13 protein-coding genes are annotated in these 12896 nt (G+C 66.0%); 8 read left to right on the top strand and 5 right to left on the bottom strand.

Annotated elements, in window-relative coordinates; all coding sequences use genetic code 11:
* Positions 1-2: 2 nt before the first annotated feature.
* Positions 3-1313, bottom strand: a complete 1311-nt coding sequence (rho, locus tag HLH29_RS10005) for a transcription termination factor Rho (protein WP_182966321.1) — start codon at positions 1311-1313, stop codon at positions 3-5.
* A gap of 239 nt (positions 1314-1552) precedes the next feature.
* The gene (gene corA / locus HLH29_RS10010) at positions 1553-2527 is read right to left on the bottom strand and encodes a magnesium/cobalt transporter CorA (RefSeq protein ID WP_182966323.1); all 975 of its coding nucleotides are present in this window, start codon (positions 2525-2527) and stop codon (positions 1553-1555) included.
* Positions 2528-2695: 168 nt separating this feature from the next.
* Between corA and trpB the strand changes: the two genes are divergently transcribed.
* From trpB to HLH29_RS10050, 8 genes are all read left to right on the top strand, one after another.
* Complete coding sequence (gene trpB, locus HLH29_RS10015; protein WP_338030214.1) at positions 2696-3949, top strand: tryptophan synthase subunit beta; 1254 nt, start codon at positions 2696-2698, stop codon at positions 3947-3949.
* Complete coding sequence (gene trpA, locus HLH29_RS10020; protein ID WP_182966325.1) at positions 3946-4773, top strand: tryptophan synthase subunit alpha; 828 nt, start codon at positions 3946-3948, stop codon at positions 4771-4773. Before trpB ends, trpA begins: the two co-directional genes overlap by 4 nt.
* Positions 4774-4795: 22 nt before the next feature.
* Positions 4796-5551: a class I SAM-dependent methyltransferase gene (locus HLH29_RS10025; protein ID WP_182966328.1), complete on the top strand. Its 756-nt coding sequence runs from the start codon at positions 4796-4798 to the stop codon at positions 5549-5551.
* A gap of 119 nt (positions 5552-5670) precedes the next feature.
* Positions 5671-6546 carry an acetyl-CoA carboxylase, carboxyltransferase subunit beta gene (gene accD / locus HLH29_RS10030; RefSeq protein ID WP_182966330.1) on the top strand — a complete coding sequence of 292 codons (876 nt, stop codon included), beginning with the start codon at positions 5671-5673 and terminating at the stop codon, positions 6544-6546.
* Between the two features lie 9 nt (positions 6547-6555).
* Positions 6556-7869 carry a bifunctional folylpolyglutamate synthase/dihydrofolate synthase gene (locus tag HLH29_RS10035; RefSeq protein ID WP_182966332.1) on the top strand — a complete coding sequence of 438 codons (1314 nt, stop codon included), beginning with the start codon at positions 6556-6558 and terminating at the stop codon, positions 7867-7869.
* 143 nt (positions 7870-8012) lie between these two features.
* Complete coding sequence (locus HLH29_RS10040) at positions 8013-8978, top strand: nucleoside hydrolase (RefSeq protein WP_182966334.1); 966 nt, start codon at positions 8013-8015, stop codon at positions 8976-8978.
* 73 nt (positions 8979-9051) lie between these two features.
* Positions 9052-9510 carry a carboxymuconolactone decarboxylase family protein gene (locus HLH29_RS10045; RefSeq protein ID WP_182966336.1) on the top strand — a complete coding sequence of 153 codons (459 nt, stop codon included), beginning with the start codon at positions 9052-9054 and terminating at the stop codon, positions 9508-9510.
* Complete coding sequence (locus HLH29_RS10050; RefSeq protein WP_182966338.1) at positions 9503-10390, top strand: sigma-70 family RNA polymerase sigma factor; 888 nt, start codon at positions 9503-9505, stop codon at positions 10388-10390. Before HLH29_RS10045 ends, HLH29_RS10050 begins: the two co-directional genes overlap by 8 nt.
* 135 nt (positions 10391-10525) lie before the next feature.
* Here the strand turns inward: HLH29_RS10050 and HLH29_RS10055 are convergent, their stop codons facing one another.
* The 3 genes from HLH29_RS10055 to HLH29_RS10065 are packed head-to-tail and all read right to left on the bottom strand — an operon-like array spanning position 10526 to position 12796.
* Positions 10526-11038 (bottom strand): peptide deformylase, encoded by a 513-nt coding sequence (locus HLH29_RS10055; RefSeq protein ID WP_182966341.1) that lies wholly within the window; start codon positions 11036-11038, stop codon positions 10526-10528.
* A 17-nt stretch (positions 11039-11055) separates the two neighbouring features.
* The gene (locus tag HLH29_RS10060) at positions 11056-12054 is read right to left on the bottom strand and encodes an asparaginase (protein ID WP_182966343.1); all 999 of its coding nucleotides are present in this window, start codon (positions 12052-12054) and stop codon (positions 11056-11058) included.
* A gap of 19 nt (positions 12055-12073) precedes the next feature.
* Positions 12074-12796, bottom strand: a complete 723-nt coding sequence (locus HLH29_RS10065) for a hypothetical protein (protein ID WP_246374087.1) — start codon at positions 12794-12796, stop codon at positions 12074-12076.
* Between the last annotated feature and the right edge of the window lie 100 nt (positions 12797-12896).

Genomic DNA, 12896 nt, shown 5'->3' on the forward strand with positions numbered 1-12896 from the left:
CTTCAGGTATTCATCGCGTCGAAGAAATCCCTGTTGGTCTTGCTGTATTTCAGCTTGTCCAGCAGGAAGTCCATCGCGTCCATGGTGCCCATCGGCGCCAGGATGCGGCGCAGGACCCACATCTTCGACAGTTCCGAGCGTTCGACCAGCAATTCTTCCTTGCGGGTGCCGCTCTTGGTGATGTCGATGGCCGGGAAGGTGCGCTTGTCGGCCAGCTTGCGGTCGAGGATGAGTTCCGAGTTACCGGTGCCTTTGAATTCCTCGAAGATCACCTCGTCCATGCGGCTGCCGGTATCGATCAGCGCGGTGGCGATGATGGTCAGCGACCCGCCTTCCTCGATGTTGCGCGCCGCGCCGAAGAAGCGCTTGGGGCGCTGCAGGGCGTTGGCGTCCACACCACCGGTCAGCACCTTGCCCGATGACGGGACCACGGTGTTGTAGGCGCGCGCCAGGCGGGTGATGGAATCCAGCAGGATGACCACGTCACGCTTGTGCTCGACCAGCCGCTTGGCCTTCTCCAGCACCATTTCCGTCACCTGGACGTGCCGGGTCGCGGGCTCGTCGAAGGTCGAGGAGACGACCTCGCCGCGCACCGAACGCGCCATGTCGGTCACTTCCTCGGGCCGCTCGTCGATCAGCAGCACGATCAGGAAGACTTCCGGATGGTTGGCGGAAATGGACGAAGCGATGCTCTGCAGCATCACGGTCTTGCCGGTGCGCGGCGGCGCGACGATCAGCGCGCGCTGGCCCATGCCGATCGGCGAGACCAGGTCGATCACCCGCGGGGTGAAATCCTTGGTCTGGCCCTTGCCGCCTTTGCCGCCCTTGCCACCTTTTTCGGGCTCGCCACCTACTGCGTCGCTCTCGACTTCCATCTTCAGCCGGCGCTCGGGGTAGAGCGGCGTCAGATTGTCGAAATTGATGCGATGACGGACCGCCTCGGGCGGCTCGAAATTGATGGTGTTGACCTTCAGCAGCGCGAAATAGCGTTCACCGTCGCGCGGGGCGCGGATCTGCCCCTCGACCGTGTCGCCGGTCCGCAGGCCGAAGCGCCGCACCTGGCTGGGCGAGATATAGATATCGTCCGGCCCGGGCAGGTAATTGGCCTCGGGCGAGCGCAGGAAACCGAACCCGTCGGGCAGGATTTCCAGTGTCCCCTCGCCATGAATGGCCTGGTCGTTATCGGCGAGGGTCTTGAGGATGGCGAACATCATGTCCTGCTTGCGCAGGGACGATGCGTTCTCGATCTGCAGGCTTTCGGCGTACGCCAGAAGGTCCGCGGGGGGTTTGGCCTTGAGTTCGGCGAGATGCATTCAGGTTGCCTTGGATGGGCAGGTCATAGACGGGGGGGAAACGATCGGCCTGGAAGTGGCGCATCAGTGCGCCTGCCAGAAAAAACCGGATAAACCGGAAAAGTGGCCAGCAACGTTCCATACGGAGGGATCGTCCGGCAGACGAAAGCCCGCCGGCGACGGCCAAATCATAAGGAAATCGTCCCGAACGGTCAAGGCCGGGCGTCGGATCGCCGTCGGCAGGCATTGACGGGCAGGCTCTAGCGGCCTCGGGCCAGCCAGCCCCTCTGCCAGAACCACAGCAGCGGGATGATGATCGTCGCCGCCATCAGCGCCAGCGAATACCAGTAGCCGTATTTCCAGTTCAGCTCCGGAATATCGTGGAAATTCATGCCGTAGATCCCGGCGACCAGCGTGGGTGCGACCCCGATGAAGCTGACCACGGTCAGGATCTTCATGCCGTTGTTCTGCTCGATACTGATGAAGCCGAGCGTGGCATCCAGCAGGAATTGGACCTTGTTGGAGATCTGCGACACGAAATCGTTCAGCGACACGATGTCGCGCGCCACCGTGCTCATCCGGTCGCGCAGCTTTTCCGACAGATCGTGCTTCTTGTTCTCGCTGACGAAGATTGCGATCCGTTCCATGCCCAGCAGGCTGTCGCGCACCGACGATGCCAGGTCGCCCGACCGCCCCACCCGGCGCAGCAGCGACCGCAGCATCTGGTCGGCCCGGCCGGCCTGGCGCGGCTGGTCTGCCTGGAACACGTCGCGCGACAGTGTATCCAGCGACTGGCCCAGATGCTCCAGAATATCAGCCATGCGGTCGACCACCGCCTCCAGCAGCAGCACCGAGACCTCGTCCCCGCTGTAGGTCTCCTTGCTGGCGGTGATCTGCTTCGCGATCAGGTCGAATGACGAGAATTCGGTGAAGCGGATGGTCAGCAGCCGGTCACGCATCAGCACGAAGCCGACCGGCGAGACGAAGAAATCGTCCTGGATGCGCCGGACCAGCGGTGTCGACAGATAGACGGCGTCGTCTTCCATGAACAGGCGCGAGGAACTTTCGATTTCCTCCAGGTCGGCGCGGGTCGGGATGCGCTGGCCGGTAATCCTGGCCGCCAGGGCCTGTTCATCCGGCGTCGGGTCCAGCAGATCCAGCCAGGCAACGCCGGTGGCGTCGGCATCGGTGACGATCGGCCGAGTTACCTGACCGGGACAATGGGCAACAAACATGGATGTTGTCTTTCTCCGCTTCCCCGCCTGGCTTTCGTATCGGGGGGCCTACGCTGCCTGTCAATTCACCCGGGCGTCTTCTCCCGGGTGGAGACGAGGCTGGTAATTTTCCGCCATGCGGTCCAGAACACCCGATATCCTGCATCTATATCGGGTCCGGAGAACGACGTGAGCGCAGCAGATACCAGCGGAGCGGAACGCGGCGTGGCAGAGGCGCTGCCCAACAGCCTGCGTGCCGGGCCGGACCCGCGCGGCCGCTTCGGCATCTTCGGCGGCCGGTTCGTGGCCGAGACGCTCATGCCCCTGGTCCTGGAACTGGATGCGGCCTATGCGGCGGCCAAGGCCGACCCCGCCTTCCGCACGGAACTGGACTATTACCTGAAGGATTATGTGGGCCGCCCCAGCCCGCTCTGGTTCGCCCGCCGCCTGACCGAGGAACTGGGCGGCGCGCGCATCTACATGAAGCGCGAGGAGCTGAACCATACCGGCTCGCACAAGCTCAACAACGTCATGGGCCAGATCCTGCTGGCCCGCCGCATGGGCCGCAGCCGTATCGTGGCCGAGACCGGGGCCGGCCAGCATGGCGTTGCCACGGCCACGGTGTGTGCGCTGTTCGGGCTGAAATGCACCATCTACATGGGTGCCACCGACGTCGAGCGGCAGAAGCCCAACGTGTTCCGCATGCGCCTGCTGGGCGCCGAGATCGTGCCCGTGACCTCCGGCGCCGGCACGCTGAAGGATGCGATGAACGAGGCGATGCGCGACTGGGTGACCAATGTCCGCGACACCTATTTCCTCGTCGGCACCGTGGCCGGACCCCACCCTTACCCACAGATGGTCCGTGATTTCCAGTCCGTGATCGGGGAGGAAACCCGCGTCCAGATGCAGGAGGCCGAAGGGCGCCTGCCGGATGTGATCGTGGCTGCCATCGGTGGCGGGTCGAACGCGATGGGCATCTTCCATCCCTTCCTCGATGATCCGTCAGTGCGTCTGATCGGGGTCGAGGCCGCGGGCCGGGGGCTGGACAGCGGCGAGACCGCGGCGTCGATCCTGCGCGGCCGGCCGGGCGTGCTGCATGGCAACCGTACTTACCTGTTGCAAAATGAAGACGGGCAGATCGACGAGGCCCATTCGATCAGCGCCGGACTGGACTATCCCGGCATCGGGCCGGAACATTCCTGGCTGGCCGATATCGGGCGCGTGGAGTATGTCGGCGCGACCGATGACCAAGCGCTCGACGCCTTCCAGCTCTGCACGCGGACCGAGGGCATCATCCCGGCGCTGGAATCTGCCCATGCCCTGGCGCATGCGGCCGTCATTGCCCCCACGCTCAGCCCCGAGACGCTGCTGGTGGTGAATATCTCCGGCCGGGGGGACAAGGACATCTTCACCGTCGCCGCACATCTGGGAGTGACATTGTGAGCCGCATCGCCCGCCGCTTCGCTGCCCTGAAGGAACAGGGGCGCGGTGCCCTGATCCCGTACCTGCAGGCCTGCGACCCGGATTACGACACCTCTCTGGCGCTGCTGCGTGCCATGCCGGGAGCGGGGGCCGACCTGATCGAGATCGGCGTGCCGTTCAGCGATCCCAGCGCCGACGGCCCGACCATCCAACTGGCGGCACGGCGGGGGCTGAAGGCGGGGTCCAGCATGGTGCGCGTGCTGGAGATGGTGGCCCGCTTTCGCGAGGACGATGCCGACACGCCGATCATCCTGATGGGCTATCTGAACCCGATCGAGGCCTACGGCCATGCCCGCTTCTGTGCCGACGCCGCGCGTGCCGGGGTGGACGGGCTGATTGTTGTGGACATGCCGCCCGAGGAAGCCGACCTGCTGGATGGGCCGGCGGTGGAGGCCGGGCTGGACATCATCCGCCTGGTGGCGCCTACCACCGACGATGTGCGCCTGCCCGTGGTCTGCGGCCATGCCTCTGGCTTTATCTATTATGTCAGCATAACCGGCGTGACCGGCACGCGCACCGCCAGCAGCGACGAACTGGCGGCGGCCCTGCCGCGCCTGCGCGCCGCAACCGACCTGCCGGTGGCGATCGGCTTCGGTATCCGCTCGCCCGAACAGGCGGCCGCTGCCGTCCGTGCTGCCGATGCCGCCGTGGTGGCCTCGGCCCTGATCGCTACGCTGGAAGATTCGCTGGACGAACAGGGCCGCGCGACGCCCGACACCCTGCCGCGCGTACTGGCACAGCTTTCGGCGCTGGCTGAGGCCGTGCGCTCGGCACGGAAGGCGTGAGGGGGTTCTGCAGGATCGCACGATGACCCAGCCCTACGCCGCACAGCATTACGGCACCCGCGCGCCGGATTACGTGACCAGCGCCGTCCATGCCGAGGGAGCGGATCTGGAGGCGATCGAGCGGCTGGTCGCGGGCAAGGGATGGCGCCGCGTGCTGGATCTTGGCTGCGGCGGTGGCCATGTCAGTTACCGGCTGGCCCCGCATGTGGCGGAGGTCGTGGCCTGCGACTTGACCCAGCAGATGCTGGATGCCGTGACGCAGGAGGCGGCCCGGCGGGGCCTGTCGAATATCTCGACAGTGCGTGCCCCCGCCGAACATCTGCCATTCGAGGATGGCGGGTTCGACGCGGTGTTCTGCCGGTTCACGACCCATCACTGGAGCGACGCGGCTGCCGGACTGCGCGAGGCGCGGCGTGTGCTGGCACCCTCGGGTGTCGCCCTGTTCATCGACGTGACGGCCCCTGCATCCGCATTGGGCGATAGCTGGTTGCAGACGCTGGAACTGCTGCGTGACGTGTCGCATGTGCGTGACTATGCGGTCGCGGAATGGGCGGCCTTGCTGGCGGGGGCAGGCTTCGCCGTCCGGGAACTGGGCACGCATCGTCTGCGTATGGCATTCGCAAGCTGGGTGGCGCGGACGAAGACGCCGCCGGAGCGGGTTGCGGCGATCCGCTCGCTGCAGCAGGCGGCGCCGAAAGAGGTGATCCGGCAGTTCGGGGTGGAAGAAGACGGCAGCTTCATGCTGGATGTCGCGCGCTTCCTGGCTGAGCCGGCCTGAATTCTCCTCTTCACGCTTGCCTGCTGTAACCAGAGAACCATCTGGCCTTTCCGGGACCCTGATTGTAAGAAGGCGGGTTTCCGGGGGCCCATGTGCGCCTTGTGTGATGGAGTGATGTGATGAGCTGGCTGACCGATTACGTCCGCCCCAAGATCCGCGGTCTGCTCAAGCGCGAGGTGCCGGACAATCTGTGGACCAATTGCGAATCCTGCAGCCAGATGATCCTGGTGAAGGACCTGCGGAAGGGCCTGAATGTCTGCCCGCATTGCGGCCATCATATGCGCGCGACGGTGGCCGAGCGGTTTGCCTGGACGTTCGACGAGGGCGCCTGTACGCGGATCGACCTGCCCAAGGTGGTGGTCGATCCGCTCTCGTTCCGCGACCGCAAGCGCTATACCGACCGGCTGAAGGACGAGCGCGCGAAGTCGCAGCTGGACGAGTCCATGGCCGTGGCCCACGGCAAGATCGGCGGGCATGATGCGGTGGTGGCCGTGATGGCGTTCGAATTCATCGCCGGCACCATGGGGGCGGCGCTGGGCGAGGCCTTCGTGGCGGCGGCGCGGCTGGCGATCCTACAGAAGGCGCCGCTGGTCGTCTTTACCGCCTCGGGTGGCGCGCGCATGCAGGAGGGCATGATCAGCCTGATGCAGATGCCGCGCACCACGGTGGCGGTGCAGATGCTGCGCGATGCCGGCCTGCCCTATATCGTCGTGCTGACCAACCCCACCACCGGCGGCGTCACGGCGTCGTTCGCCATGCTGGGCGACGTGCAGATCAGCGAGCCCAATGCCCTGATCGGCTTCGCCGGCCCGCGCGTGATCGAGGATACGGTGCGCGAGAAGCTGCCCGAGGGCTTCCAGCGGGCGGAATATCTACTGGATCACGGCATGATCGACATGGTGACCAAGCGCGCCGACCTGCCGGCCATGCTGGGCCGCCTGATCGGCCTGCTGAATCATAGGCAGGGTGCAACGCCGCTCCGCCCGGCGGCCTGATCCACGCCGATGACGACCTCGCCCATGGCGCTGGGGCCGGAATTCGTCGGTCGTGCCGGCGCGGTGCTGGAGCGGCTCAACCAGCTCTATCCGGCCCTGATCGACCTTTCGCTGGGCCGGCTGGAAGCCTTGCTCGCGAGGCTGGGCCATCCGGAACAGCATCTGCCGCCGGTGATCCATGTCGCCGGCACCAATGGCAAGGGCAGTACCTGCGCCAATCTGCGCGCCATCGGCGAGGCGGCCGGCTGGCCGGTCCATGTCATGACCTCGCCGCATCTGGTGGATGTGACGGAACGATTCCGCGTTGCCGGCCGTATCGTCTCGACCGACGAACTGGTGGCGGTGCTGGAGGAGGTCGAGCGTGTCAATGACGGCGCGTCGATCACGGTATTCGAGGTTCTGACCGCCGCCGGCTTTGTCCTGTTCGCCCGCCATCCTGCCCGTCTGGCGGTGATCGAGGTCGGGCTGGGTGGCCGTTTCGACGCTACCAATGTGCTCGCACGGCCCGCCGCCTGCGCGATTGCGTCGATTTCGATGGATCACGAGGCTTTTCTGGGCAACAGCCTGGCCGCGATCGCTGCGGAGAAGGCCGGGATCATGAAGGCCGGCGTGCCGGCGGTGACCGGCTATCAGGCACCCGAGGTCATGGCGGTTCTGTGCGACCGGGCAACGGAATGCGGTGCGCGCCTGCTGGTGCGTGACGTGGACTGGGAGATCGCGCCGGTACCAGGCGGCCTGCGCTATGCGGATGCGCAGGGCGTGCTGGACCTGCCGGTGCCCGGTCTGCCGGGGCCGCATCAGGTGGATAATGCCGGGCTGGCGGTGGCGGCGCTGCGAGCCAGCGGGCTGGCGGTGCCGGATGCCGCCTGGGCAGGCATCGCCCGCACCGAATGGCCGGCCCGCCTGCAACGGCTGGACGGCGCGCTGGCTGCCCTGCTGCCGCCCGGCTGGGAACTGTGGCTGGATGGCGGGCATAATCCCGGTGCCGGCCATGCGTTGGCTGACATGCTGGCCGGCTGGTCCGATCGTCCGGTTCATCTGGTGGTCGGCATGAAGCAGACCAAGGATGCCACGGGCTTTCTCGCCCCCCTGCTGGAGCGGGCCGCCAGCGTCCAGGCGGTGGCCGAGCCCGGCCAGCATCTGGCATTGCCGGTCGAGGCGATCGTGGCGGCGTCTTCGGGCCGTGCCATCCCCGGCCTCACCGTGCGGGCCGCGCTGGCGCGTCTGGCCGAAGGGGCGGATGGTCCGGGGCGGGTGGTGATCTGCGGCAGCCTGTATCTGGCGGGAGTTGTCCTGGCGCAGGATGGCTGGGTCGCGCGTTGAGTTAAGGTCTTCTTTTTCTGAAGAAAAAGAAGCAAAAAGACTCTTATCCGTTCAGGAGCCTTGTGCTGGGAACATATGATGTCCCTGAACGAATCAGAGTTTTTGGTTCTTTTTGCAAAAAAGAACATCCTTGAGGGCCCCTCATGACACACCGGCACAAAGTCATCTTCGACACCGACCCTGGCGTGGACGACGCGATGGCGCTGTGTTTCATGACCCGGCGGCCGGAATTCGACCTGCTGGGCGTGACCACTGTGCATGGCAATCTGGATATCGACACCGTCACGCGCAATGCGCTGTGGCTGGCCGAGCGGCTGGGGCTGGATGTGCCGGTGGGCAAGGGCGCGGCCACGCCGCTGGTACGGCCGGCGGGGGCTGGGGTGCCGCATGTGCATGGACCGGGCGGGCTGGGCGACCTGACGCCGCCGGCGCAACTGGCCCGCGCGGTTGATCCGCGTCCTGCCTGGCAGGTGATCGTCGATCTGGTACGTGCCCATCCGCACGAGGTTACGCTGATCGCTATCGGGCCGCTGACCAATCTGGCGCTGGCCCTGCGGCACGATCCCGCCATTGCCGGGCTGGTGGCTGGCGTGAGTCTGATGGGCGGCGCGTTTGGCACGCATGGCCATGGCGGCAATGTGTCGCCGGTCGCCGAAGCCAATATCCTGTCGGACCCCGAGGCGGCGGATCTGGTGATGACCGCGCCATGGAAGGTCACTGTCCTGGGGCTGGACGTGACGCAGCAGGTGGTGATGGATGCCGCCTATCTGGATCGGCTGGCGGAGCGGGGCGGGCCGGATGGCGCTTTCCTGCGCGCGGTGTCGCGTTTTTATCAGGGCTTTCACGAGCGCTCGCGCGGGCTGGCCGGCATTTTTGCCCATGACAGCCTGGCGGTGATCCAGGTTCTGGCGCCGCATCTGTTCACCCTGCGGCATGGGCCGGTCCGGGTGGTGTGCGGTGGGCTGGCCGATGGGCAGACGATCCAGAAGCCGGTGGGCATGCCGGGGCCACCTGCTCCAGCTTGGGAGGACGCGCCGCCATGTGCTGTCGCGGTGGATGTCGATGTGGACGGCGTGCTGGCGCTGTATGCGGAGACGTTCATCGCATAAGGGGTCAGGGTGGCATGTCACAAACCCGTCTCCTGTTTCGTCTTATGGCAAACAGCTTACAGGGACGACGATCATGACCCCGCGACTGGACTATCTTGCGACCGCTCCCGCCCTTCTGGGCAAGATGCTGGAGCTTGAAGAGGCTCTCGCATCCTCGGGTCTCGACCTCACGTTGATCGAACTGGTCAAGATGCGGGTTTCGCAGATCAATGGCTGTGCCTTCTGCCTCGATATGCATGCCGCGATCATGAAGAAATCGGGCGAAGACATGCGGCGGGTCGTCCTGCTGCCGGCCTGGCGTGAAACCGCCTTCTATACGCCCCGGGAACGCGCGGCCCTGGCGTGGGCCGAGGCTTTGACGCTGGTGGCCGAGACGCATGCGCCGGACGCGGATTTCGATGCTCTGCGCGCGCATTTCACGGATCAGGAGATCGTCCAGCTTACGCTTGTCATCGGCATGATCAATCACTGGAACCGCATCGCCATCGGGTTCCGCGCCCAGCCGCGCCCGTCAGCGGGCCAGCATGGCTGACGTCGCCGAGACGACGGCCCGCTTTCTCGCGATCAGGCCGGACCTGATCGGCATTGCCTATCGTATGACCGGATCGCTGTCGGTCGCGGAGGATCTGGCGCAGGATGCATTCCTGCGCTGGCATGCCGCCGGACCCGACACGATCGATCATCCCCGCGCCTGGCTCACCCGGGTGGTGACGCGGCTCTGCCTGGACTGGCTGCGGTCTTCCGCGCACCGATACGAGCACTATGTCGGGCCATGGCTGCCGGAACCCGTTCTGGACACGCAGGATGCGCCCCAGATCCGGCTGCATGCGCATGAACAGGATCTGTCCATGGCATTCCTGTCCGCGCTTCAGGCCCTGTCGCCGGCCGAGCGCGCAGCCTTTATCCTGCACGATCTTTTCGAAATGCCGTTTGATGAACTGGCAGAGTTATTGCAGCGGAGCGAAGCCGCCTGCCGCCAGATGGCGTCTCGTGCCCGCAAACACCTCAGGCAGCCCGATATCCGACACCCTATGGGCCGGGAAGCCGGCCGGAAACTGACCGAGGCGTTTCTTCAGGCGTCCCGGCTGGGGGATGAAGCGGCCCTGCGCACCCTCTTGAGCCAGGATGTCCGCTTCGTGTCCGATGGCGGCGGCATTCGGCCCGCCGCACGGAAAATCATTGACGGAATCGAGAAAGTCAGCCGCCTGCTTATTGGTCTGGCCCGTAAGCGCCAGCATCGGGTTCCGCCGGTTCTGTATCGGGGGCCGATCAATGGGGAGCCGGGATTCGTCACCTTGGAGGATGATGGTCTGCCGCAGGTGACGACCCTGACATGTCGTGAGGGGCGCGTTAGTGCCGTTTATGTCGTGCGCAATCCTGACAAGTTGCGGCGGATTCTCGCGGGGTTATGATCTTTGTTCTTTTTTTTGGAAAAAAGAACCAAAAAACTTTTGATCTGTTCGGGAGTTTTTTGCCGGGCCATACGATGGCCCGAAACGAACGAAAGTCTTTTTGCTTCTTTTTCGGAAGACAAAAGAAGATCTTCTTTACCGCCTTTGTCCTGTGGCGCGCAGGATCTTCTCATAACGTGCCACCAGCCGATTGCGGCGCAGGGCGGAGAGGCGCTGGATCCAGAATATCCCGTCCAGCTGGTCGATTTCGTGCTGGTGGCAGATCGCGCGCAGGCCTTCGGACTCTTCGATATGCTCCTGGCCATCGAGATCCTGGTACCGTACGCGCACTTTGGCCGGGCGCTCGATCTGCTCGATGACGCCTGGCATGGAAACGCTGCCTTCCTCATGCCGGATTGTCTCGTCGGACGTCCAGATGATCTCCGGATTGATATAGGTCCGGGGCCCCGATGTGTCGCGCAGGTCCAGTACCACGACGCGCAGTGCCACGCCGATATGCGGCGCCGTGATGCCGATACCGGGGGCGGCGCGCATCGTGTCGAGCAGGTCGGCGGCCAGTGTGCGCAGCGCCGCGTCGAAGAGTGTAACCGGCTCCGCCGCCTGGCGCAGGCGCTGGTCCGGAAACATGACGATCGGGCGCGCGGCCATTCGGACGCCTCGTGGGATCAGATGAAGGTGGCGGCGCGGACGCGGCCGACCGTCATTCCGTTCCAGTTGCGGATATCGTGGGTCGCCAGATCGCGCAGCACCGTGTGGTCGCGGGTCTCCGGGCCCAGGAAGCGCGTCAGCAGGGCGGCCATCGCGACTTCGGCCGCGCGTGGGGCGCCGTCGTGGCATTTCACCGCGATGCCCAGCCCCTGCTCCGGCAGGCTGGCGGCCATGATGCCCTCCGCCCCCATCTTGCTGAACACGGCCGATCCCAGCGCCTGCATCAGCACGGTGTCGAAGCGCCCGCTGCCGCCGACCATGAAGGGGGCGCGGGCCACGGCGGTGCGCAGCCGTGCCGCCGCGCGCGCGCGTTCCGGGCCCAGACCGTGGCCGGTGCCGAAGCGTGCGAAGCCATGGGCCAGGGCGCGTAGCGGGATGGCGTAGGTGGGGATCGAACAGCCGTCGATGCCGCGATTGTCCTCTCCATGGGCGGCATCCGTCACGTCGGCCAGCGCCGCCGTGACCTCGCGCATGATCGGGTGGGCCGGCTGGATGTAGCCTGCCAGATCCTCGTCCCGGTCGCAGGCCAGGCAGACGAAGCCGGCATGCTTGCCGGAGCAATTATTATGCAGGGCGTTGGGCGCGCCGCCCGAGCGGGCCAGCGCGTGCGCGGCATCGGCATGGGTCGGCCAGTGGGTGCCGCATTCCAGGCAGGCGACGTCGCGGCCCACCCGGCCCAGCATCCGCGCCGCGACCGCGACATGGGCTGGCTCGCCGTTATGCGAGGCACAGGCCAGCGCCAGTTCCTCGTCGTCCAGGCCCAGCCGGTCGGCGGCGCCGCTTTCGACCAGCGGCAGGGCCAGGAAGGCCTTGACCGCCGAGCGCGGATAGGTCGGCTGCGCGATGTCGCCCAGCGCGAACAGCACGTCGCCATCGGCATCCACCACCACGGCGGTACCGGCATGGCGGGATTCGACGCGGCCGCCGCGTTCGATCTCGGCGATTGCTGTTTCCATGGGTGGGTGTCGTCCTCGGTCAGGTGTTGCCGGTCAGGAAGTAGCTCGGGCTGCCCGAACTGCGCGTCGAGTCCGGATCGTCCTCGATCAGATCGTCGATCATGAAGCGCTTCATGCGCAGCACGGCGATATCGGCTTCACTGGCATCATCGTCATCAGCCACCAGGGACAGCCAGTAGGGCACGCCGCCCCGCTCAGTCAGCAGCAGAGGATGGCGGCGGCTCATGGCCAGGCCGTCGCGCAGCATGGCGTCGGCATTCTCTTCCGTCGTGATGTGGTACAGATAGCTGTCGGCGGGGTCGGACGCCTGAAGCCCGCGAAAATGGACGCGCGCCAGTTGCAGGGTCTCGGCATCCAGATGCGTGACCTGTCGCCGGGGTGGCGCAGGTTCGGCCTTTGGCGGAGCGGCAGGCGGCGGGCTGGCGGCGACCGATGCGAACAAATCGTTCTGTCCGGCGTCTGCCGTGTCGCGCACCGGGCGCGGTGCGCGGGGCCGGCGGGTCGCGGGCTGTGTGGCGGCGCGGGGTGCTGGTGCGGGCAGCGGCAGTTCGGCGGTATCCGGGAGGATGCGTGCCATGTCGAAATTCCGTCGCAGGATGGCTACGGGGTCAGGGTCGGGCAGGGCTTCGGCCATGATCTGCCGGCCGCGCCGCCGCCAGAACAGCATCAGGGCCCGGGCACCATCTTTCGCCGCGATCCGCGCGCGCGGCCGCCCCTGCATATCGTCTATCCGGAAGATCATGCGTTCCGAATTCCGGGTCGTCAGGCCGGTCGGCCTGACCCTGTAACCGTTTCTCACCATAATCCTCAGTCGTGCCGTTCGCCGTGAAGTCTGAAGTCGG

It is taken from the genome of Gluconacetobacter tumulicola (genome assembly GCF_014174215.1).
GTDB lineage: Bacteria > Pseudomonadota > Alphaproteobacteria > Acetobacterales > Acetobacteraceae > Gluconacetobacter > Gluconacetobacter tumulicola.

What these genes read in the sequence shown, in the direction of transcription:
- rho (WP_182966321.1), bottom strand. Translation starts at nt 1,313, where the DNA reads ATGCATCTCGCCGAACTCAAGGCCAAACCCCCCGCGGACCTTCTGGCG.
- corA (WP_182966323.1), bottom strand. Translation starts at nt 2,527, where the DNA reads ATGTTTGTTGCCCATTGTCCCGGTCAGGTAACTCGGCCGATCGTCACC.
- HLH29_RS10025 (WP_182966328.1), top strand. Translation starts at nt 4,796, where the DNA reads ATGACCCAGCCCTACGCCGCACAGCATTACGGCACCCGCGCGCCGGAT.
- accD (WP_182966330.1), top strand. Translation starts at nt 5,671, where the DNA reads ATGAGCTGGCTGACCGATTACGTCCGCCCCAAGATCCGCGGTCTGCTC.
- HLH29_RS10035 (WP_182966332.1), top strand. Translation starts at nt 6,556, where the DNA reads ATGACGACCTCGCCCATGGCGCTGGGGCCGGAATTCGTCGGTCGTGCC.
- HLH29_RS10040 (WP_182966334.1), top strand. Translation starts at nt 8,013, where the DNA reads ATGACACACCGGCACAAAGTCATCTTCGACACCGACCCTGGCGTGGAC.
- HLH29_RS10045 (WP_182966336.1), top strand. Translation starts at nt 9,052, where the DNA reads ATGACCCCGCGACTGGACTATCTTGCGACCGCTCCCGCCCTTCTGGGC.
- HLH29_RS10050 (WP_182966338.1), top strand. Translation starts at nt 9,503, where the DNA reads ATGGCTGACGTCGCCGAGACGACGGCCCGCTTTCTCGCGATCAGGCCG.
- HLH29_RS10055 (WP_182966341.1), bottom strand. Translation starts at nt 11,038, where the DNA reads ATGGCCGCGCGCCCGATCGTCATGTTTCCGGACCAGCGCCTGCGCCAG.
- HLH29_RS10060 (WP_182966343.1), bottom strand. Translation starts at nt 12,054, where the DNA reads ATGGAAACAGCAATCGCCGAGATCGAACGCGGCGGCCGCGTCGAATCC.
- HLH29_RS10065 (WP_246374087.1), bottom strand. Translation starts at nt 12,796, where the DNA reads ATGATCTTCCGGATAGACGATATGCAGGGGCGGCCGCGCGCGCGGATC.